Source organism: Marinomonas gallaica (assembly GCF_049821165.1).
GTDB classification, from domain to species: domain Bacteria; phylum Pseudomonadota; class Gammaproteobacteria; order Pseudomonadales; family Marinomonadaceae; genus Marinomonas; species Marinomonas gallaica.
In genome coordinates this window covers 2,673,147-2,692,415 of sequence record NZ_CP187511.1, presented here as the reverse complement: position 1 = coordinate 2,692,415, position 19,269 = coordinate 2,673,147, and the positions used below count along the sequence as shown (strand labels likewise).

The following is a 19,269-nucleotide window of genomic DNA, read 5'->3' as shown; positions in this document are numbered from 1 at the left end:
TAAGCCTTCGTGTGGGCACGAAGGCTTAGATTTAGAGAGAAAATGTGAACGCAAGTTTTTTAGAAAAGACGTTTCACGACGTCTTTTTTTCTGCTTATAGCACCGTCTTAAAAGGCGGTTTTGATGAGCCTTTTTATCTAGCAAAAGACCCTCAAGGTATCAGCCAAATTCAATATCGCTATGATTACCCTTCCAGTGCTTTGCACGAAGTGAGTCATTGGTGTGTGGCGGGTTATGAGCGTCGCAAGCAGGATGACTTCGGCTATTGGTATGCAGAAGATGGACGTAGCCTAGAACAGCAAAAAGAATTCGAGCGCTTCGAAGTTCAGCCGCAAGCTTACGAGTGCATTTTTCATTGGGCTTGCGCAATGAGTTTTGAGGTCAGTGTCGATAATCTGGCATTGCCTGATTACGATGCAAAGCCATTTCGGAACGCAGTGTTAGAAAAAGTTCGTACGTTAATCGATAGCGACATACCTGAGCGGGTATTAACGTATGCCGAAGCTCTGTATACCAATCATTATCAAGCACCTGCTGCAAGTCTGTTGCACCATTTAAGAGAATGCCATGAAAATTATTGCCGATGAGAACATGCCTAATGTTGTCTCATTATTTAGCGATTTAGGGGACGTTACACTTGTAAACGGAAGGTCTCTAACAAAAGAACAACTCATGGATGCGGATATTCTGCTCGTACGTTCGGTTACTAAAGTTAATGAGGCATTATTAAGTGGGACGCCCGTTAAGTACGTTGGCAGCGCGACGATTGGTACAGATCATATTGATACGAATTATTTGACCGAACAGGGCATTGGCTTTAACAGTGCGCCGGGATGTAATGCAGATGCGGTCGCAGATTATGTTTTCAGTGCGTTGTCATATTTGTATATGACCAAAGGTGTGCGTTGGCTTGATGCCCGCATTGGTGTGGTGGGGCAGGGGAACGTAGGTCGATGTGTGGCATCACGTTTCGTTGCACTAGGATGTGAAGTGGTCGCTTATGATCCCTTCTTGCAGAAAAGTGTCCCAGGTGTCGCGCTGACAGATTTGAAAGATGTTATGGATTGTAATGTTGTCTGTTTACACGCACCGTTAACTAAGGCGGGCTTGTACCCAAGCTTTGATATGATCAGTGATGAATATGTCAACAAGTTAAAATCTGGCCAGACTATTATTTCCGCGGGTCGTGGTGGTGTGATTAATGAACCTGCATTGATCAAGCAGTTCCATGCTTTAGACGGTAAGCTAAACTTAGCGATAGATGTTTGGCTAGGTGAGCCCCATCCTAATATGGAGTTGGCTGCGCTGTGTGATATTGCTACCCCGCACATTGCAGGCTATAGCAAGCAAGGACGAGAAAAAGGCACGTGGTATATTTATCAGTCCGTTTGCCAATTCTTTGATATTTCGCCAAAAAGTAGTTTTGCTGACGCGATCAGTCAGGGTAGTATTTGTGAAATAAAGATGAATTCAAGCCTCGAACGAGATGAAACCATCGCGCGTGCCATTCAATCTATATTCGATGTTGCCCGTGACAGTTCACGATTTAAACATGTGATGTCGAGTGGTATGGATAGAGGCTTTGATTGGCTACGCAAAAATTATGTTGAGCGTGATGAGTTTAATACCACTTTAGTGAAGCATCCTAAGTATTCGCGTGAATTGCATGCACTAGGTTTTCTTCAGAATAGTCAGTAGGAGTTGTAATGGCGGAAGTCACTCAGGTTGATTTTAAAGATATAGTCGTCCCAATGGGGACGAATATTCAAATTGAGTTTATTTCGCCTCCTGGTCGTTATTCAGTGCGCGTATTAGGTCGTATTCCGGGCAGATCATTAATTGTTTCCTGCCCAAAAGTAAATGGCAAAAATATCATTGTGCGCGACAATCAGATTGTAAATGTGCGTTTGATGTCAGCCACTTCAGTGTGTGCATTTTCGACTAAGATTGCCAAAAGCTTTCTAGAGCCTGCAGGGCATTTGCATATCGCTTACCCTGAATATGTTGAGACCTCTGAAGTACGTCAAGCGGTGCGTGTTGAGGCGCGCTTAATTTGCTCTCTCGAGCCAAATGGCGAGCAACCAATCTATAGTCAATCAACTGGCGTGGTCGTTGACCTCAGTACAGGTGGTTGTAAGATTGTGTCAAAGGAGGATTTTGGTTCGGTCAATCAAACCATGAAACTCGCATTAAACCTACAGATAGGCGAATTTAAGCATATCCTTAAATTGGATTGTGAGATTCGTAACCAAGAAATTCAAATGATGGAACAGCTTCAGGCGAGCATTGCCGATAATGCTTTTTTATCGCGCATGGGGGTTGAATATATGTATGTGTATGGCATTAAATTCAACAACATTGAGAAAGAGCAGGGCATTCCATTGTTGGCATATATTTTAGATGCGACGGCTAAAAAGCAGCGATAGGTTCTGATACAGCTAAAAAAAGGTCCGTTAAGGACCTTTTTTGTTATGTGAATGATTTCAGTTAAAGTTTTTGCAGCGCGGCAATTCGGTCGTTGATGGGTGGGTGGCTTGAGAAAAGCTCACCAAAGCTAGATTTGCGTCCGCGGCGAATACCAAAAGCCACCATGGTGTCAGGCATATGCGATACTTCGTGCTCGCTTTGGATGCGGGCAAGTGCTGCAATCATTGCGCCTTTTCCTGCTAGACGCGCACCAGCCTCATCGGCACGAAATTCGCGGTAACGCGAGAACCACATCACAATCATGCTTGCCAAAATACCGAATAAAATCTCAAACACCATTGTCGCAATGTAGTATCCCCAGCCAACAGACCCTTCACCTTCGTCATCGCGGCGCAAGAACTGATCGACGGCATAGCCAGCAATACGGGCAAAGAACATAACAAATGTGTTCACAACGCCTTGAATCAGCGTCAAAGTGACCATATCACCGTTGGCTACGTGGCCGATTTCATGAGCCATGACGGCACGGATCTCGTCAGGCGGATAGCGATCTAGCATGCCACTTGAAACAGCTACCAAAGCGTCATTTTTATTCCAGCCTGTTGCGAAAGCGTTGGCTTCGTGTGCTGGGAATACCGCTACTTCAGGCATTTTGATGCCTGCTTCATTAGCAAGCTCTTGCACCGTAGTTAATAGCCATTGCTCTTTATGATTGCTTGGCTGTTCAATTGTTTGCGCTTTGGAACCCCATTTCGCCATTTTCTTTGAGAGTAGTAGGGAAATGATACTGCCAGTAAAGCCGAACACAGCACAAAAGATCAGTAGAGAAGTTAGATTTAAACCGCTACCAGAAATGTAGCGCTCAACGCCCAAAACACTCAATACAATGCTGGCAACGACCAGAACTGCAATGTTGGTTAAAAGGAATAACATAATACGCATTATAGTGATGCTCCAGAGTGAAAGTACTATGGAGCATCATAGGGGCAGTTAGTTCCTTTTCAAGAGCTAATTAGTTGCGCAAACGAGATAAGAAAGCAGCAAAGCGTTCCATTGCTGGTTGCAGTTCGATGACGTGAGGTAAAAACACGATGCGTAAGTGATCCGGGGTGGGCCAATTAAAGCCCGTACCATGTACCAAAAGCACCTTCTCTTCTTTTAGGAATCGCAATGCAATGTCTACATCGTCTTTGATGTGATACATCTTTGGATCAAGTCGAGGAAATAAGTACAGTGCGCCTTCAGGTTTATGGCAGTGCACACCAGGAATGCTATCCAGTATTTCCCAAGCGAGGTTACGCTGTTCGTACAGGCGACCGCCAGGCGCTGTGAGTTCGTCAATTGTCTGGTAGCCACCTAATGCAGTTTGTACCGCATGTTGAGCGGGTACATTGGCACACAAGCGCATAGAGCTTAGCATGTCGATGCCGGAGATGTAGTCTTCAATACCGCTAGTAGGCCCCGTGATAATCATCCAGCCAGAACGGAAGCCCGCTGTACGATACACTTTTGAAAGGCCACCAAATGTTACGCAGGGCACACGTCCTTCAGTCAGTGACGCTGTTGGAATGTGCTTGGCACCGTCATACAGAATACGATCGTAAATTTCATCTGAAAACAGCAGCAATCCATGTTCTTCAGCCAACGCAACCAACTCTTTTAAAATAGCTTCGGAGTAAACCGCGCCAGTAGGATTGTTTGGGTTAATGATGACAAGTGCTTTTGTTTTGTTGGTGATCTTAGATTTAATGTCGGCAATATCTGGTTGCCAACCTGCATCTTCATCACATAGATAATGCTTAACATATCCACCTGAGAGTGTCGCAGCCGCTGTCCAAAGTGGGTAGTCTGGCGCAGGAATAAGAATTTCATCCCCATCATCAAGCAAAGCTTGCATGGCCATTACGATCAACTCACTGACACCGTTGCCCATCCATACATTTTCAACGTTAGCAGAACGAATGCCCAGTGCTTGATATTTTTGCATGACGGCTTTGCGTGCAGAAAATAAGCCTTTTGATTCACAGTAGCCTTGTGCATTCGGTAAGTTTTTAATAACGTCCACAAGTATTTCATCCGGCGCTTCAAACCCAAATGGTGCAGGATTGCCGATGTTTAGCTTAAGAATGCGGTGGCCTTCATCTTCCATACGCATGGCTTCTTTGAGGACAGGGCCTCGGATTTCGTAGCAAATATTGGCGAGTTTGTTAGATTTACGTATTTGCACCACGCTTCCTCATATCTAGTGATGGAATCAGTTATAATTTCAAGACGTTAATTCGGAGTCTTTATTATGAGCGATGATCAAAAAACTTCTCAATTCAAGGCACTTACCGACGAGCAGTGGAAAGAACGTCTATCTGAAGAAGTGTATCAAATAGTACGCAAGAAAGGCACTGAGAGAGCATTTACTGGGCGCTACGAAAAATTTTACGAAGCCGGCAGCTACTTCTGTGTTTGTTGTGGGGCGCACTTGTTTGATTCAAGTACAAAGTATAACTCGGGGTCGGGTTGGCCAAGCTTTTATGACGCTGATAAACAGAACATTAAAGAAGTTGTCGATAACTCGTGGATGATGCGCCGCGTTGAGATCGTTTGTGACCAATGTGAGGCACACCTTGGTCACGTCTTTCCTGATGGGCCAAAACCAACGGGAGTGCGTTACTGTGTAAATTCAGCGTCCCTTGATTTCAAACCTGAAGAGCCTACTTCTTAATCCCTCATACAGTCGACTAACTACGAAAGAAAGCTACTTATCTATAGTAGTTAGTCGATATGCCTATTTAATAGCTTAAAAGTGCGATCAGTTTTTTATCATGAAAGGCACGATCAATGGTTTTACCGAGTAATTGATTAATTTCTTCTTCTACGACCTCTCGATCCGGAAGCGTTCCATATTGATCAATTTTCTCTGATTTGAAATTGGCACTGTATGTTTGATCGCCTTTCACAACGGTTGCTTTAATGTCAGCAATTAATGTGGCTTCGGTTTTTAGTGCGATGGTACGTGTTGTGTAACTTAAATTAGACAGCTCGATCATAAAGAGTGTCGCGGGCAAAGATCCCTGATTTGATTGAAATCCATAATCGGCTAATTTGCTGCTCAAGGAAGCTTCTAATGCAGAGCGTACGTTGTTGCCTACAACGATAGTCGCTTTTTCACCGATGCCTGTTTTGATATTGCCTATTTTGTTAACTGAAAAAGGCTTCACTGAGTAGTGAATTTGGTGTTGATTGCTATATTGTTGATCTGCAACGAAGGTTTTAGGTTCTATGTTGATAGTGTGAGTTGTGTTGGCGCAGCCTTGAAGTGCCATTGCTGCAAAAATAACCGATCCAAGTAACAATTTGCTCATAAGAGTGAACTCCTGGTGTGTTTTTAGCCATGAAAGCGTTTTTTTTCGCTTAGATTACATGTATTTAAAAAAAGGTGTTGATTTTCCGCTTTGTAACAGTAATATACGCACCCGCTTACACAGCGAAGGCAATCAAGTGTCCCATTCGTCTAGAGGCCTAGGACACCGCCCTTTCACGGCGGTAACAGGGGTTCGAACCCCCTATGGGACGCCAATCTACGGATCGGCATAGCAACGATGTAGCTTAGCTAAAAAGTGTGAAAGCATAAAGCGGGAATAGCTCAGTGGTAGAGCACAACCTTGCCAAGGTTGGGGTCGCGAGTTCGAGCCTCGTTTCCCGCTCCAAATTCTCCTTGTGAGAAAATCCTCGAAAGAGGGCGTTTCTACGGAAACATACGATGTGTCCCATTCGTCTAGAGGCCTAGGACACCGCCCTTTCACGGCGGTAACAGGGGTTCGAACCCCCTATGGGACGCCAACTAACGTAAGTTGTAAAACGACGTGACAGTATGCGGGAATAGCTCAGTGGTAGAGCACAACCTTGCCAAGGTTGGGGTCGCGAGTTCGAGCCTCGTTTCCCGCTCCAAATTCTCCTTGTGAGAAAATCCTCGAAAGAGGGCGCTTCTACGGAAGCAATGATGTGTCCCATTCGTCTAGAGGCCTAGGACACCGCCCTTTCACGGCGGTAACAGGGGTTCGAACCCCCTATGGGACGCCAACTAACGTAAGTTGTAAAACGACGTGACAGTATGCGGGAATAGCTCAGTGGTAGAGCACAACCTTGCCAAGGTTGGGGTCGCGAGTTCGAGCCTCGTTTCCCGCTCCAAATTCTCCTTGTGAGAAAATCCTCGAAAGAGGGCGCTTCTACGGAAGCAATGATGTGTCCCATTCGTCTAGAGGCCTAGGACACCGCCCTTTCACGGCGGTAACAGGGGTTCGAACCCCCTATGGGACGCCAACTAACGTAAGTTGTAAAACGACGTGACAGTATGCGGGAATAGCTCAGTGGTAGAGCACAACCTTGCCAAGGTTGGGGTCGCGAGTTCGAGCCTCGTTTCCCGCTCCAAATTCTCCTTGTGAGAAAATCCTCGAAAGAGGGCGCTTCTACGGAAGCAATGATGTGTCCCATTCGTCTAGAGGCCTAGGACACCGCCCTTTCACGGCGGTAACAGGGGTTCGAACCCCCTATGGGACGCCAACTAACGTAAGTTGTAAAATGACGTGACAGTATGCGGGAATAGCTCAGTGGTAGAGCACAACCTTGCCAAGGTTGGGGTCGCGAGTTCGAGCCTCGTTTCCCGCTCCAAATTCTCCTTGTGAGAAAATCCTCGAAAGAGGGCGCTTCTACGGAAGCAATGATGTGTCCCATTCGTCTAGAGGCCTAGGACACCGCCCTTTCACGGCGGTAACAGGGGTTCGAACCCCCTATGGGACGCCAACTAACGTAAGTTGTAAAATGACGTGACAGTATGCGGGAATAGCTCAGTGGTAGAGCACAACCTTGCCAAGGTTGGGGTCGCGAGTTCGAGCCTCGTTTCCCGCTCCAAATTCTCCTTGTGAGAAAATCCTCGAAAGAGGGTGCTTCTACGGAAGCAAATGATGTGTCCCATTCGTCTAGAGGCCTAGGACACCGCCCTTTCACGGCGGTAACAGGGGTTCGAACCCCCTATGGGACGCCAACTAACGTAAGTTGTAAAACGACGTGACAGTATGCGGGAATAGCTCAGTGGTAGAGCACAACCTTGCCAAGGTTGGGGTCGCGAGTTCGAGCCTCGTTTCCCGCTCCAAATTCTCCTTGTGAGAAAATCCTCGAAAGAGGGTGCTTCTACGGAAGCAAATGATGTGTCCCATTCGTCTAGAGGCCTAGGACACCGCCCTTTCACGGCGGTAACAGGGGTTCGAACCCCCTATGGGACGCCAACTAACGTAAGTTGTAAAACGACGTGACAGTATGCGGGAATAGCTCAGTGGTAGAGCACAACCTTGCCAAGGTTGGGGTCGCGAGTTCGAGCCTCGTTTCCCGCTCCAAATTCTCCTTGTGAGAAAATCCTCGAAAGAGGGTGCTTCTACGGAAGCAAATGATGTGTCCCATTCGTCTAGAGGCCTAGGACACCGCCCTTTCACGGCGGTAACAGGGGTTCGAACCCCCTATGGGACGCCACCGACTTTCTTTTATGAATGTGGCTCGGTGTAAAATATAGTCACTGAAGTACGCTTCAATTACGTCCCATTCGTCTAGAGGCCTAGGACACCGCCCTTTCACGGCGGTAACAGGGGTTCGAACCCCCTATGGGACGCCATTCTTCAATCTGATATGATTCACCTTTCGTTTGAGATCAATCATATGCAGTGGTTCAGAAACTATCTTCCTGACTCCTCGCTATCCATCACTGACCGTGGTGTATCCTACGGAGACGGATTATTTGAGACAATTGCAACGCATTCAGGATACATCCCAAAACTCGCTATTCATCAAGCTCGCATCAAACGCGGCTGTCGCCGATTAGGCTTTAATATTTCGCCTGAGCAATGGCAAATTTGCTGGGCCTTTATTGCTCAACAAGCGCTTAAAAATCCCAATTGCGGCATCAAGCTCATGCTCACGCGTGGTTCCGGTGGGCGAGGTTATAGACCGCCTACGGATGCAGCTTACGAGTTCCTTGTCGGTGTCTTTGATGCGCCTAATTACTCACAGCAACGCAGTGAGGGGGTATCGCTTGTTACGTCTCGTATTCAAACATCGATTAACCCTTCTTTAAGCGGCATGAAGCATTTAAATCGATTGGAAAACGTACTTGCCAAACAAGAACTGGCTGATCGTGCTTATGAAGCGGTTATGTTGGACGCGAATGGACATGTTATAGAATGTGTTCAAAGTAATATATTTTGGATTATACGTGGTGAACTGTTCACGCCAGCGCTTTCAAAATCAGGCGTTCAAGGAAGTTGTCGAACAAGTATACTGTCAAATTTTGTCGGTAGTGTTAATGTCGGTCATTTTTCATTGGCCAGTCTTCAGCAAGCCGATGAGATCTTTGTTAGCAATGCCCTTAGTGGTATTTTGCCTGTTGTAAAGTTTGATGATCGTATTCTTCAGCTTGGTAAACTAACCCGAACACTAATGGATCAAGTAAATACATAATGAAATTCGTTAAATGGATCGCCCTCGCTATCGTATTAGCCATCACTTTAACTGCAGTTGCTGCAACATGGGCCTATAATGCGCTAACAGAGCCTATGATGGTGTCTGAAAAAGCAACCTTTGATGTGAAACCCGGGGCGTCGATTATAAAGCTTGGCCATCAGTTGTCAGAACGAGGATGGATTCAGTACCCTCAGCTTACCCGTTTGGCATTTAAGTTGGATCCAACCTTGGTGCCTAAAGTGGGGAAATATGAGATTAAACCAGACATGAGTTTAATGGATGCCTTGGCCTTATTTGATTCTGGCGACACATTGTTTTATCCCATTACCTTACTGGAAGGTCATACATTTCGTGATTATCTTGCTGCGATGAAAGCGAAGGGTAATATCGAAATGACCTTATCCGAGCTTACGGATAAGCAAATAGCTGAAAAGATGGGGTTAGAGAACAACTCGCCAGAAGGTATGCTGTTTGCCAATACCTATCGCTATCACGATGGCGACACGGACTTAGATATTTTCATGCAGGCGAATGCATTGCTTGAAGCCGCGTTAGATACAGAATGGTCTGGCAAAGCGAAAGACTTACCGTACAAGACCCCTTATGAAGCATTAATCATGGCGTCTATCATTGAGAAAGAAACTGGTGTGCCAGAAGAGCGCCCTTTAATTGCACGTGTCTTTATCAGTCGCTTAGAAAAAGGCATGCGTTTGCAAACCGACCCAACGGTGATCTACGGTATGGGCGATCGCTACAAAGGTAATATCACTCGTGCCGACTTACGTCAGCATACACCTTACAATACTTATCAAATCAATAGATTGCCGCCAACACCGATTGCCAATGTGGGTGTTGAGGCAATTAATGCAGCGTTAAACCCAGGTGAAACCAAAGCACTGTATTTTGTAGCGAAAGGCGATGGTTCGCATGTTTTCTCGAATACATTGAGAGAACACAACAATGCGGTTGCACGTTACCAGCGTTTTCAAAGACGTAAAGACTACACGTCTGCACCGGCGCAATAGAGGTTATTATGAACGCACAATTTATTTCTCTTGAAGGCGGTGAGGGGGCAGGAAAAAGCTCTGCGATTCAGTGTATCGAAGCGTGGCTAACTGAGCACGAAATTCCGTATGTATTGACGCGAGAGCCTGGTGGCACACCGATGGCTGAAGAAATTCGCGAGTTAGTTCTGTCTGCTCGTGATGAGCAGGTGGCTCCTAATACGGAACTGTTGTTGGTCTTTGCCTCCAGAGTTCAGCATTTGAATGAAAAGATACAGCCAGCACTGGCACAAGGAAAATGGGTTATCAGTGATCGTTTTGTTGATTCGAGTTATGTCTACCAAGGTGTAGCGCGTGGTATTAACGAATCCGTTATTGATAACTTAGTCGACACCTTTCTTAAAAATCAATTGCCGAATAAAACGTTGTTATTAGATGTCCCGGTAGAGTTAGGGCTGCAGCGCGTACAATCGCGCGGTGAATCAAACCGTTTGGATGGCGAGTCGTTAGCGTTTCATCAAAAAGTGCGTGATGGTTTTTTGCATCGGGCCAGTCAAGATCCAAAGCGTTTTGCGGTAGTGGATGCCAGTCAAGCTATCGCATCGGTAGAAGCTCAAATAGTGGCTCAGCTAAATGCACTCTTGGCTGGACATAACGCATGAGTGTTTTAGCGCCTTGGCTTATGGCTTATTATGAGCAAGCGCAAGAGTGGCGCCGTTCGGGCAAGTTTCATCATGCATTACTGATTAGCGGTATTAACGGTGTTGGCCAGAATGCCTTCGCAGAAGCGCTAACGAAGCTTTTATTGTGTGAACACATTGACCGCGCACCCTGTGGCAAGTGTCATAGTTGCCAGGTCGCACAAGCGGACACCCATCCGGACTTACAAATACTTGATGGGCAAGACGGCGGAATAAAAGTGGACGCCGTTCGACAAGTGGCAGCAAAAGTCGCCAATAAACCGCAGCTGGGTTATTCAAAAGTTGTGCTAATACATGAAGCGCATCGTATGAACACCAATGCGGCTAACGCAATTCTGAAAGCGCTCGAAGAGCCGCCAGCGGCTACCTACTTTGTATTGACTACGCATACCTCCCGCGCCCTAATGCCTACCATTTTGAGTCGTTGTCAGCGGATGTTGCTCCCGACACCGAGTGAAGTGCAGGTGACGGAGTGGCTATACCATGAAGCTAAGGTAGATGTTTCCAAACTCATGTGGTTCTCGCAGACGCCTTATCATTTGTTGGCGTTATCTACGTCCAATAGCTTTGATATGTTACAGCAGCTTCCTGATTGGTTAGAGCAGTGGTTGCAAGGCGGGATGCGTACTGACGAGTTTGCTGGGAAGGCTAATAAAGACAATACGGCTGATTTTATTGATGGCTTATTAGCTTTACTCAGTGCCGCGGTGCAGTATTCTGCGTCGGGACAATGTAATGCTTTAGTGCAAGGGGCCTGTACAAGCTTATTAACACGTTACGATATCTATCGATTAATGGGCTTTGTTCAAAGTCTAACCGAATTGAAATCGCAACTTGATAAAACCCATTTAAACCCCACTATACAAATAATTGGCGAATTAAATTCTTGGTAAGGTAAATGTTAGTAGATTCTCACTGTCACTTAGACAAACTTGATATAAATGCTTATGAAAACGGTACCGAAGGTGCTATTGATGCGGCACGTGATGCGGGGGTAAGTCAGATACTGACAATCTCTGTGGATCTTGACAGCTTTGAGAATGTTTATAAGTTTACAGATCGTTCTGGAATCATCGCCAGTTGCGGTGTTCACCCATTGCATAAAGAAGGTTTGCTGCAAGATCCTGAATCGTTGCTTGAACTGGCACGTCGCCCCAAAGTTGTGGCCATCGGTGAAACAGGGCTAGACTATTTTTATGACAAAGAGCCGGAGCTGCATCAAGCGCAAAAAGACAGTTTTGCCGTGCATTTAGATGTGTCGGGGCAATTAGCGCTACCGACGATCATTCATACTCGTGATGCGAAGCAAGACACGTTAGATTTAATCAAAAGTCATGGTGATCAAAACGTAGGTGGCGTATTGCATTGCTTCACCGAAGACTATGCCATGGCTAGGAGTGCTTTAGATTTAAACTACTTAATTTCTATCTCAGGCATTGTTACATTCAAAAATGCTGAGGATTTACGCGACACTGTGCGCAAATTACCCTTAGAGTCATTGATTGTAGAGACGGATTCTCCCTATTTGGCTCCCATTCCACATCGAGGTAAAAAGAACGAGCCGAAGTATGTTCGTGATGTGGCTCAGTTCGTTGCGGATATTAAAAAAATTCGCTTAGAAGAACTTATGGAAATCAGTTCTTCTAATTTCCATCGTAAGTTCTCTAAAGTGAATCGTAACGACGTACTTAACTAATAATTACACCATAATACAGTGTTCAGTGAGCCTGAGCGCTGTCCTCAAAAGGACCTGTTAGATGTCAGAAATGGTTCAACCTTTAGCGCCGAGCGCGCTGGCTGCCAAATTACAAGTAGGCAAATTGCCCTTCAAAACATTAAATGAATTAGAGTCACTAAGCGGTATTTTAGGTCAAGAGCGAGCAGTAGAAGCGATTCAATTTGGTGTGGCAATGCACCGCCCAGGTTACAATATTTTTGTCATGGGTGGGTCTGGAACTGGGCGTTCATCTTACGTGACTAGCTACCTAAAAAGCGAAGCGAAACGTAAAGAGTCGCCAAGCGAATGGGTCTACGTCAATAATTTCAAAGATTACCGCACCCCAAAAGCGATCGAATTTAAACCTGGTCAATCGAAAGAATTTGAGCAAGACATTCGTGCACTGATCGATGGCTTAATGGGAACATTCCCAGCAGCGTTTGAAAACCCAAACTACCAAGAGCAAAAAGGCGCTATTGATCGCGTCTTCAATGAACAATATGAAACAGCGATCAACCGAGTTGAGCGTCATGCTTCAAAGATTGGCGTGGCCATGTTTCGCGATGCCTCGTCAGTTAGCTTTGCGCCTATGCGTGAAGGCAAAGCATTAGATGAAGCTGACTTTGCCACCTTGTCAGATGAAGAGCGTGATGCGTTCCAAGCGGGTGTGTCTGAATTAGAAGGCATGTTGAACAATGAGCTGCTTAGCCTGCCAACATGGAAACGAATTTCTTACGAGCAACTGCGTGAGCTGAATCTTGAAACAGTGAAAGAAGCACTGGATCCATTGATTGAACCGCTTTTCAACAAGTATCTTGAAGAAGAAGCCGTTCAAAGCTTCTTAAAAGAAATGCGCGAAGACTTAGATAAAGTCATTATCGACCAGTTTGTTGACGATAAGGCATCTGATAATCGCGATGAAACCAGCCGTCGTGCCATGTACGAAGAAATGTACCTGCCTAATGTAGCGGTGACACATACTTCAGATGGCGGTCAGCCCGTGGTCTATGAGCCACATCCAACGTATCGCAACTTGTTCGGTCAGGTTGAGTACAGCTCTGATCAAGGTATGTTGATCACAAGCTACCGTTTGATCCGCTCTGGCAGCCTACATGCTGCGAATGGCGGCTATCTGATTCTAGACGCTGAGAAGCTACTGACAGACCATTATTTGTGGGAAGCACTGAAGCGCGCTCTAAAAAGCAAAACGTTGAAGATTGAGCACCCCTATGCAGACATGGGTCTAATGAATACGACTACCTTGTCACCTGAAGACCTTCCGTTGCAAGTGAAAGTGGTGTTGATTGGCTCTCGTGATATTTATTACTTATTACAAGATGCAGATCCTGATTTCCAAGAGATGTTTCGCGTATTAGTCGACTTCGATGACTCGCTAAAACGTAACGAAGAAACAGAATTGGCGTTCGCTCGATTGTTAAAAGACCGTATTGCCAAAGAAGGGTATTCCGATGTCTCGCAAAAAGGTGTCGCGCGTCTGATCGAATACAGCAGCCGTTTAGCTGAACACCAGAAAGAAATGGCGGCTAAGATCGGCGATGTATTTGAGTTATTAGGTGAGGCGGACTTTAACCGTCAACTTGCGAAAGACGATGTGATTACTGATGTGCACGTAGCGCGCGCATTGGCGGCTAAAAAAGACCGTACCGGCCGTGTTGCCGAGAAAATCATTGAAGAGATCGTAGACGGCACCATCTTGCTTGACAGTGATGGCGAAGCCATCGGTAAAATCAATGGCCTTACTGTCATGCAGATTGGTGACAGCAGCTTTGGTGCGCCCGCTCGTATCTCTACTACAGTGTATCCAGGTGGTAAAGGCATCATCGATATCGAACGTGAATCCAATTTAGGGCAAAACATTCACTCTAAAGGCGTGTTGATTTTGTCTGGTTTCTTGGGTCATCGTTACGCGCAAAGATACCCACTGGATATTTGTGCATCGATTGCAATGGAGCAGAGCTACGGCTATGTCGATGGCGACAGCGCTTCAACCGCTGAGTTGTGTTGTTTGTTGTCAGCATTGGTGAATGTACCATTACGTCAAGATCTAGCGATTACAGGCTCATTGAATCAATACGGGCAGGTTCAGGCGATCGGTGGTGTGAATGAGAAGATTGAAGGTTTCTTTAACGTTTGTAGTGCTCGTGGCCTAACGGGAACGCAAGGTGTCATTATTCCTAAATCAAACGTGATCAACTTGATGTTGAGTGATGAGGTGATTGAGGCCGTTGAAGCGGGTAAATTCCATGTTTACGCGATTGAAAATGCCGATGAAGCACTGCATTTGCTAACGGGAATTGAACCGGGTGTTCAAGATTCGGAAGGCAATTACCCAGAAGGCACATTATCGAATATGGTTTTGAATCGTCTAGAAGAGATTTCTAAATTGGGTCATGAAGACGATGAAGAATCAGATGGCGAGTCGGACAAAGAAAAAGCTAAGTCAGACAAAGATAAATCAGACGACACTAAAAAGTCTTAATACTTGCCTTGGGTGCGTTTGATGAAGCCTGCTTTGCAGTCATCTGAAACGAGCCAAAAAAGCGTGTAATAGAGGTCGCCACTACGAAAGTAGGTGGCGACTTCTTTTCGTTTACTGGGATGGTGACGCTTAAGAACTCTTGGTTTTCGAAAACTGTCGCCACCTACAATACTCCCCGAAGCCTGCATTGCGGCTTCAATAGCATTTCGATCAGAGCATTCCGCGGCCTTAGCTGTATTTAAGGAAAAAATACCGACTACGATAATGAATGCTGCGCACACATGTATATACTGTTTTCTGTTCATGGCATAACATTCAGTTATAGGATTAGGGGATTGTTTAACATATCTGCTGATTATAACGATTTCTATAAAACTTCTAAATAAAATGGAGTGGTCAATGACTCTTAGGCGTAAATTTTCAATGTTGGTTTTTGGTTGTGCTGTTTTGACAGCATTTGTTGTATGCAGTATCAGCTACATACAACTTAAAAGCTCTATTGAACAAAATATACGTAATGAAATATCTGCCATAGGTAATGGGCAAGTTGAAAAAGTAGTCGAGTGGACATCGTCTAAAGAAGCTGCCGTATCCGCACTTGCAAATTACTTGTCCACTTCAGAGGTTTCTCAGCAGTCTTTACAGCAAGCCACTGAAGCGGGCCGTTTTGCAATTGCCTATTTTGGTTCAGAGAAGGGTGTGATGCTGCAAAGCGATCCAAACGACATATTGCCTTCCGATTACGACCCAAGAAAGCGTCCTTGGTACAAAGCGGCTAAAAGTAAACAGGGCGTGATTTTTACATCGCCTTATGTGGGCGCTTCTACAGGTAAACTGATGATTACAGCTGCACAATCTGTCATTAAAAATGGGCAGCAAACGGGTGTCGCTGGCGCTGATATTAATCTTGATGATGTCACCAGTGGTATTCTGGATGTCAAACTGGCAGGCAATGGACACGCTTATTTGGCCGACAAAGACGGTTTAGTGTTGGCAGACAGTCAAAAAGAAAATTATAACAAGCGCGTGGAATCAGTATTTGGTTACTCATTATCTGATCTTACTAATGGGCAATTGGTGACGCTTGATGGTGATCTAATTGCTAAGTTTGATGTGCCGAACAGTAACTGGACGATTGTGTTTGAATTGGATCGTAAGGCTGTCATGGCGCCACTTAATACATTGCTATTCACTTTAGTGCCCGCGGCACTGGTGATTGCATTAATTATCTCAATGTTAATTTCGGTCATCAGTTCAAAGTTGCTTGTTGGTATTACTCAAGTCAGCGCAGCCTTAGAGGAAATCAGCAAGGGTGAAGGGGATTTAACGAAACGAATTGAAGTAGACAGTAAGGATGAGGTCGGCCAATTAGCGGCCCACTTTAACGGGTTCCTTGGTACGTTGAGCGGTTTGATTGCTGACATTAAATCGATGTCCAGTAGCCTGAACACGTTAGCGCACGACTCTAAAGCGTTATCGCAACAGTCTAGTAAAGAGCTTAACGTACAGCTGAATGAAATCACTATGGTCGCAACCGCAGTCAGTCAGTTATCGACTGCCACTCAAGAAATTGCTATTAATGCTGAACATACGGCCGGAGCCTCTCAAGAGGCGGCTGAAAACAGCAATGAAGGCAGCCGTATTGTCAATGTTGCCCAGACTGAAATAAAAAGCTTGGCGGATGAGGTGCATCAAGCTTCAGAGATAATTGCTAATCTTGGCGTGCATGTCCAAGGGATAAGCTCTATTTTGTTAACCATTCAAGACATCGCTGAGAAAACCAACTTGTTAGCCTTAAATGCGGCGATTGAAGCTGCTCGGGCTGGAGAGCAAGGTCGAGGTTTCGCGGTTGTGGCTGATGAAGTGCGACTGTTATCTCAACGCACTCAAAGTTCAACAGAAGAAATTCGTGATAAGATTGAAGGCTTAAATTCTGTTACATCTAGCGTAGTATCTTCAATGGAGCGTTCAACTACGATTGCGGACGGTGCAGTAAGTGAGTCAGCGGCCGCGGCCATCGCCTTGGATTCTATTCTTCAAGCGGTGCACAAAATAAGTGATATGGCGATGCAAATAGCCAGTGCGGCGGAAGAGCAAAATATTGTGACGACAGATATCTCTAAAAATAGCGAGTCAATTCAAGAGATTTCTCAGCGTTTATCGGGTGAAGCGAACAAAACGGCAGACGGTGCGGAGTCACTGGCGCAGCTCGCTGATCGCCTAGAGCATCAAATTGCACGCTTTAAAGTGTAAACAATAGGTTCCTGCAGCATTTTTTTATACGTTTCAGGAACCTTAATGCATAAATCGGTTCTATAGAGTGTTTTTCGAAGATAACTTAACAAATACAGGAGAGAGAGGATGTTAAGTAAGAAAGTTCTAGTAAGTGGATTACTGTTATCTGTTAGTGGCTTGACGTTTGCTAATCAGTCCTGTGATGACACGGCACTTCATGAAGACATGTCGACGTTGAAAACTGAAATGAAAAGTCTGGCTTTTGACGTGAAGAAAGACAATTACGCGTCTGCTGAAGAGCGTATCGACACGATTATCACGGTATTGCGTGATGCTCGTGAAGAAACGCCTTATCTTTTTGAAGAAAAGGGTCTGAGTGGAGATAAGTTGGCCGCACGTCAAGCCGATTACCAATCCGTTATTGATGACACTATTGCCGCCTTCATGGCGTTAGATGGTGCGTTAGAAGCGAAAGACGGCAGTAAAGCTAAGACCATGCTGGGTGAAATAGGCAACTTGCGTAAAAAAGGTCACCGAGCATTCAAAACTGATTGCTAATGAGTTTGTGTTCAGCGTGACCTAATTGAACTTGATTGCTACAATAGGTGTCTTGTTAGAGAGGTTAATTATGGCTCGCGTGAAAAAGTCCCGTAGTCTGAAAGGGAAACTTGGTAAAACTGGTACCAAGGAAATGCATAAAGAGCAGAAGAAGGCTCGCAAAGCTGCGAATCCTACTCGTTTTGATGCAAAGAAAGAAAAGCAACGTAAAGAGCAAGCTAAGAAAAAGCTTGAGCGCCTTGGCCTATTGCCAGAGCCTGAGGCAGTTCAGCAAAAAGTTCGCCCGAAACGCTTCACGTTTACTCCTAAAGTGGATGAAACAGCGAAGAAGGTGGATACGAAGGTTAGCGAAGAAGACACTGTCGTTAACGATTTGCTTGATGCGTTCACTGAAGAAAACTAATAATAAAACTAAAAGGCTGCATTCCTATGCAGCCTTTTTTTGTGCTTGATATTTTTAAGGAAGCTTTGGATGGAAATAAAAGCGACTGTTCCTGCACAGAGTGTTCGATATCTTCTTAATGCGGTTGAAAATCAAGGTTGTGATATTGCACCGCTGTTAAACGAAGTAGGGTTATCGCGCTCTGAAGTAGAAGAAGCGAAAGGTATCTCTGTATACCTTTATGGTTTGTTATATCAACGTATCATGCAGATGATGAACGATGAGTCGTTCGGTATATTAAGCGGTGGCCGAATGCCAAAAGGCTCATTTCGTATGATGTGTCTGTGTATTCTGCATTCAAAAAATCTTGGCCAAGCCCTTAAACGCTGCAGTGATTTTTATGAAATCTGTCGTGGTCCAACCATCAAGCCAATCGTCGTTAAAAAAGGGCGCTTCGCGAAAGTGACGTTTGCTCCGATCGAGTCACTTGAAGAGGGCGCTAATATTTCTCTAGATAAGGCGTTTGATTCCCCAGAACGTGTTCGTACCACCCTCTCAATGTGGCATCATTTTATCAGTTGGTTTATTGGTCGCCGTTTGGTATTAAAAGCGGCTTATTTTACCGCCACACGTCCAGACGACGTGGAGTATTATCAGACGCTATTCCAATCTGATGTGAAGTTCTCGCAACATGGCAATGCATTAGTATTTCCTGCCTCTTATCTAGACATGCCTTTGGTGCAGAACGACGACAGTTTACGCAGCTTCCTCAAAACGGCACCTTATCAGCTGTTAGTAATGGTCGATAATGACAACAGTTTGAAGTCTCGGGTGATTTCCATTTTGGGAAAAGATTTCTCACAAGAAATGCTGTCAGCCGAAGAAGTTGCATCCATGTTGAATATGAGTGTTTCAACGTTACGTCGTCGCCTGACTGACGAAGATACCTCTTTTCAGCAAATCAAAGATGAGTGCCGTAAAGAGGCGGCGATCACCTATATCAATGCACCGCAGCTGTCGTTTAATGAAATTGCAGCATTGATGGGATTTGAGGAGCCGAGTGCTTTTTATCGCTCGTTTAAGAAGTGGACGGGCATGACACCAGGTGAATATCGTAAACATGCCGATTATCAAACACTGAATTAACCCGTGTTGCCTGTGAGCCTATTTGTCAGCAAATTAGCAACCATTTGCCATTGTTGAATAGGCTCTAATTATCCACTCTTAAAAATAAAAATATGAGG

General features: G+C 45.3%; 18 protein-coding genes and 18 tRNA genes. 32 read left to right on the top strand and 4 right to left on the bottom strand.

The window, feature by feature from the left end:
- Positions 1-44 precede the first annotated feature (44 nt).
- The 3 genes from ACPUEK_RS12670 to ACPUEK_RS12660 are packed head-to-tail and all read left to right on the top strand — an operon-like array spanning position 45 to position 2,426.
- On the top strand, positions 45-587 hold the full coding sequence (locus tag ACPUEK_RS12670) for an elongation factor P hydroxylase (protein WP_425640971.1): 543 nt from the start codon (positions 45-47) through the stop codon (positions 585-587).
- Positions 568-1,698, top strand: a complete 1,131-nt coding sequence (locus ACPUEK_RS12665) for a 4-phosphoerythronate dehydrogenase (protein ID WP_067223979.1) — start codon at positions 568-570, stop codon at positions 1,696-1,698. Before ACPUEK_RS12670 ends, ACPUEK_RS12665 begins: the two co-directional genes overlap by 20 nt.
- Before the next feature lie 8 nt (positions 1,699-1,706).
- Positions 1,707-2,426 carry a flagellar brake protein gene (locus tag ACPUEK_RS12660; RefSeq protein WP_067037915.1) on the top strand — a complete coding sequence of 240 codons (720 nt, stop codon included), beginning with the start codon at positions 1,707-1,709 and terminating at the stop codon, positions 2,424-2,426.
- 61 nt (positions 2,427-2,487) lie between these two features.
- Here the strand turns inward: ACPUEK_RS12660 and htpX are convergent, their stop codons facing one another.
- A complete protein-coding gene (htpX, locus tag ACPUEK_RS12655) occupies positions 2,488-3,372 on the bottom strand; it encodes a protease HtpX (RefSeq protein ID WP_425643037.1) in 885 nt (294 codons plus the stop codon).
- 67 nt (positions 3,373-3,439) lie between these two features.
- On the bottom strand, positions 3,440-4,654 hold the full coding sequence (locus ACPUEK_RS12650; protein WP_425640970.1) for a pyridoxal phosphate-dependent aminotransferase: 1,215 nt from the start codon (positions 4,652-4,654) through the stop codon (positions 3,440-3,442).
- 66 nt (positions 4,655-4,720) lie between these two features.
- Here ACPUEK_RS12650 and msrB point away from each other — a divergent pair, with 66 nt between their 5' ends.
- Complete coding sequence (gene msrB / locus ACPUEK_RS12645) at positions 4,721-5,143, top strand: peptide-methionine (R)-S-oxide reductase MsrB (protein WP_067037921.1); 423 nt, start codon at positions 4,721-4,723, stop codon at positions 5,141-5,143.
- A 67-nt stretch (positions 5,144-5,210) separates the two neighbouring features.
- On the opposite strand, the gene ACPUEK_RS12640 is transcribed toward msrB, so the two are convergent.
- Positions 5,211-5,783: a YajG family lipoprotein gene (locus ACPUEK_RS12640; protein WP_425640969.1), complete on the bottom strand. Its 573-nt coding sequence runs from the start codon at positions 5,781-5,783 to the stop codon at positions 5,211-5,213.
- Positions 5,784-5,921: 138 nt separating this feature from the next.
- Here ACPUEK_RS12640 and ACPUEK_RS12635 point away from each other — a divergent pair.
- The 24 genes from ACPUEK_RS12635 (at position 5,922) to ACPUEK_RS12520 (ending at position 14,850) form a co-directional block, all read left to right on the top strand.
- Positions 5,922-5,997: transfer RNA gene (locus tag ACPUEK_RS12635), tRNA-Glu, on the top strand.
- 56 nt (positions 5,998-6,053) lie between these two features.
- Positions 6,054-6,128: transfer RNA gene (locus ACPUEK_RS12630), tRNA-Gly, on the top strand.
- A 57-nt stretch (positions 6,129-6,185) separates the two neighbouring features.
- A tRNA-Glu gene (locus ACPUEK_RS12625) sits at positions 6,186-6,261 on the top strand.
- 33 nt (positions 6,262-6,294) lie between these two features.
- Positions 6,295-6,369, top strand: a tRNA-Gly gene (locus ACPUEK_RS12620).
- A 56-nt stretch (positions 6,370-6,425) separates the two neighbouring features.
- A tRNA-Glu gene (locus tag ACPUEK_RS12615) sits at positions 6,426-6,501 on the top strand.
- A gap of 33 nt (positions 6,502-6,534) precedes the next feature.
- Positions 6,535-6,609, top strand: a tRNA-Gly gene (locus tag ACPUEK_RS12610).
- A 56-nt stretch (positions 6,610-6,665) separates the two neighbouring features.
- A tRNA-Glu gene (locus tag ACPUEK_RS12605) sits at positions 6,666-6,741 on the top strand.
- Positions 6,742-6,774: 33 nt separating this feature from the next.
- A tRNA-Gly gene (locus ACPUEK_RS12600) sits at positions 6,775-6,849 on the top strand.
- 56 nt (positions 6,850-6,905) lie between these two features.
- Positions 6,906-6,981, top strand: a tRNA-Glu gene (locus ACPUEK_RS12595).
- Positions 6,982-7,014: 33 nt separating this feature from the next.
- Positions 7,015-7,089: transfer RNA gene (locus ACPUEK_RS12590), tRNA-Gly, on the top strand.
- Positions 7,090-7,145: 56 nt separating this feature from the next.
- Positions 7,146-7,221 (top strand) — tRNA-Glu (locus ACPUEK_RS12585).
- A 33-nt stretch (positions 7,222-7,254) separates the two neighbouring features.
- Positions 7,255-7,329: transfer RNA gene (locus ACPUEK_RS12580), tRNA-Gly, on the top strand.
- Positions 7,330-7,386: 57 nt separating this feature from the next.
- Positions 7,387-7,462: transfer RNA gene (locus tag ACPUEK_RS12575), tRNA-Glu, on the top strand.
- Between the two features lie 33 nt (positions 7,463-7,495).
- Positions 7,496-7,570, top strand: a tRNA-Gly gene (locus tag ACPUEK_RS12570).
- A 57-nt stretch (positions 7,571-7,627) separates the two neighbouring features.
- Positions 7,628-7,703: transfer RNA gene (locus tag ACPUEK_RS12565), tRNA-Glu, on the top strand.
- Between the two features lie 33 nt (positions 7,704-7,736).
- Positions 7,737-7,811, top strand: a tRNA-Gly gene (locus ACPUEK_RS12560).
- 57 nt (positions 7,812-7,868) lie between these two features.
- A tRNA-Glu gene (locus ACPUEK_RS12555) sits at positions 7,869-7,944 on the top strand.
- 63 nt (positions 7,945-8,007) lie between these two features.
- Positions 8,008-8,083: transfer RNA gene (locus ACPUEK_RS12550), tRNA-Glu, on the top strand.
- 44 nt (positions 8,084-8,127) lie between these two features.
- Positions 8,128-8,925, top strand: a complete 798-nt coding sequence (gene pabC / locus ACPUEK_RS12545) for an aminodeoxychorismate lyase (protein ID WP_425640968.1) — start codon at positions 8,128-8,130, stop codon at positions 8,923-8,925.
- On the top strand, positions 8,925-9,953 hold the full coding sequence (mltG, locus tag ACPUEK_RS12540) for an endolytic transglycosylase MltG (RefSeq protein WP_425640967.1): 1,029 nt from the start codon (positions 8,925-8,927) through the stop codon (positions 9,951-9,953). The genes pabC and mltG overlap by 1 nt, the downstream gene beginning before the upstream one ends.
- A gap of 8 nt (positions 9,954-9,961) precedes the next feature.
- The gene (gene tmk / locus ACPUEK_RS12535) at positions 9,962-10,594 is read left to right on the top strand and encodes a dTMP kinase (RefSeq protein ID WP_425640966.1); all 633 of its coding nucleotides are present in this window, start codon (positions 9,962-9,964) and stop codon (positions 10,592-10,594) included.
- The gene (gene holB, locus ACPUEK_RS12530) at positions 10,591-11,526 is read left to right on the top strand and encodes a DNA polymerase III subunit delta' (protein ID WP_067219691.1); all 936 of its coding nucleotides are present in this window, start codon (positions 10,591-10,593) and stop codon (positions 11,524-11,526) included. The genes tmk and holB overlap by 4 nt, the downstream gene beginning before the upstream one ends.
- 5 nt (positions 11,527-11,531) lie before the next feature.
- Complete coding sequence (locus ACPUEK_RS12525; RefSeq protein ID WP_425640965.1) at positions 11,532-12,329, top strand: TatD family hydrolase; 798 nt, start codon at positions 11,532-11,534, stop codon at positions 12,327-12,329.
- Between the two features lie 61 nt (positions 12,330-12,390).
- A complete protein-coding gene (locus ACPUEK_RS12520) occupies positions 12,391-14,850 on the top strand; it encodes a Lon protease family protein (RefSeq protein WP_425640964.1) in 2,460 nt (819 codons plus the stop codon).
- On the opposite strand, the gene ACPUEK_RS12515 is transcribed toward ACPUEK_RS12520, so the two are convergent.
- Complete coding sequence (locus ACPUEK_RS12515; protein WP_425640963.1) at positions 14,847-15,155, bottom strand: hypothetical protein; 309 nt, start codon at positions 15,153-15,155, stop codon at positions 14,847-14,849. The two genes, ACPUEK_RS12520 and ACPUEK_RS12515, sit on opposite strands and share 4 nt — an antisense overlap.
- A gap of 94 nt (positions 15,156-15,249) precedes the next feature.
- Here ACPUEK_RS12515 and ACPUEK_RS12510 point away from each other — a divergent pair, with 94 nt between their 5' ends.
- The 4 genes from ACPUEK_RS12510 to ACPUEK_RS12495 all read left to right on the top strand — a co-directional run bounded on the left by ACPUEK_RS12510 (position 15,250) and on the right by ACPUEK_RS12495 (position 19,171).
- Entirely contained in the window at positions 15,250-17,103 is a 1,854-nt protein-coding gene (locus ACPUEK_RS12510; protein WP_425640962.1) for a methyl-accepting chemotaxis protein, read from the top strand.
- A 108-nt stretch (positions 17,104-17,211) separates the two neighbouring features.
- Positions 17,212-17,643: a cytochrome b562 gene (locus ACPUEK_RS12505; protein ID WP_425640961.1), complete on the top strand. Its 432-nt coding sequence runs from the start codon at positions 17,212-17,214 to the stop codon at positions 17,641-17,643.
- A gap of 70 nt (positions 17,644-17,713) precedes the next feature.
- Positions 17,714-18,046 carry a hypothetical protein gene (locus ACPUEK_RS12500; protein ID WP_067219708.1) on the top strand — a complete coding sequence of 111 codons (333 nt, stop codon included), beginning with the start codon at positions 17,714-17,716 and terminating at the stop codon, positions 18,044-18,046.
- Between the two features lie 69 nt (positions 18,047-18,115).
- Entirely contained in the window at positions 18,116-19,171 is a 1,056-nt protein-coding gene (locus ACPUEK_RS12495; protein WP_067037942.1) for an AraC family transcriptional regulator, read from the top strand.
- Positions 19,172-19,269 lie beyond the last annotated feature (98 nt).

Bases quoted from the DNA above. Each gene is read 5' to 3' on its own strand.
- ACPUEK_RS12665 (WP_067223979.1), top strand. From the start codon at position 568: ATGAAAATTATTGCCGATGAGAACATGCCTAATGTTGTCTCATTATTT.
- ACPUEK_RS12660 (WP_067037915.1), top strand. From the start codon at position 1,707: ATGGCGGAAGTCACTCAGGTTGATTTTAAAGATATAGTCGTCCCAATG.
- msrB (WP_067037921.1), top strand. From the start codon at position 4,721: ATGAGCGATGATCAAAAAACTTCTCAATTCAAGGCACTTACCGACGAG.
- ACPUEK_RS12640 (WP_425640969.1), bottom strand. From the start codon at position 5,783: ATGAGCAAATTGTTACTTGGATCGGTTATTTTTGCAGCAATGGCACTT.
- pabC (WP_425640968.1), top strand. From the start codon at position 8,128: ATGCAGTGGTTCAGAAACTATCTTCCTGACTCCTCGCTATCCATCACT.
- mltG (WP_425640967.1), top strand. From the start codon at position 8,925: ATGAAATTCGTTAAATGGATCGCCCTCGCTATCGTATTAGCCATCACT.
- tmk (WP_425640966.1), top strand. From the start codon at position 9,962: ATGAACGCACAATTTATTTCTCTTGAAGGCGGTGAGGGGGCAGGAAAA.
- holB (WP_067219691.1), top strand. From the start codon at position 10,591: ATGAGTGTTTTAGCGCCTTGGCTTATGGCTTATTATGAGCAAGCGCAA.
- ACPUEK_RS12525 (WP_425640965.1), top strand. From the start codon at position 11,532: ATGTTAGTAGATTCTCACTGTCACTTAGACAAACTTGATATAAATGCT.
- ACPUEK_RS12520 (WP_425640964.1), top strand. From the start codon at position 12,391: ATGTCAGAAATGGTTCAACCTTTAGCGCCGAGCGCGCTGGCTGCCAAA.
- ACPUEK_RS12515 (WP_425640963.1), bottom strand. From the start codon at position 15,155: ATGAACAGAAAACAGTATATACATGTGTGCGCAGCATTCATTATCGTA.
- ACPUEK_RS12510 (WP_425640962.1), top strand. From the start codon at position 15,250: ATGACTCTTAGGCGTAAATTTTCAATGTTGGTTTTTGGTTGTGCTGTT.
- ACPUEK_RS12505 (WP_425640961.1), top strand. From the start codon at position 17,212: ATGTTAAGTAAGAAAGTTCTAGTAAGTGGATTACTGTTATCTGTTAGT.
- ACPUEK_RS12500 (WP_067219708.1), top strand. From the start codon at position 17,714: ATGGCTCGCGTGAAAAAGTCCCGTAGTCTGAAAGGGAAACTTGGTAAA.
- ACPUEK_RS12495 (WP_067037942.1), top strand. From the start codon at position 18,116: ATGGAAATAAAAGCGACTGTTCCTGCACAGAGTGTTCGATATCTTCTT.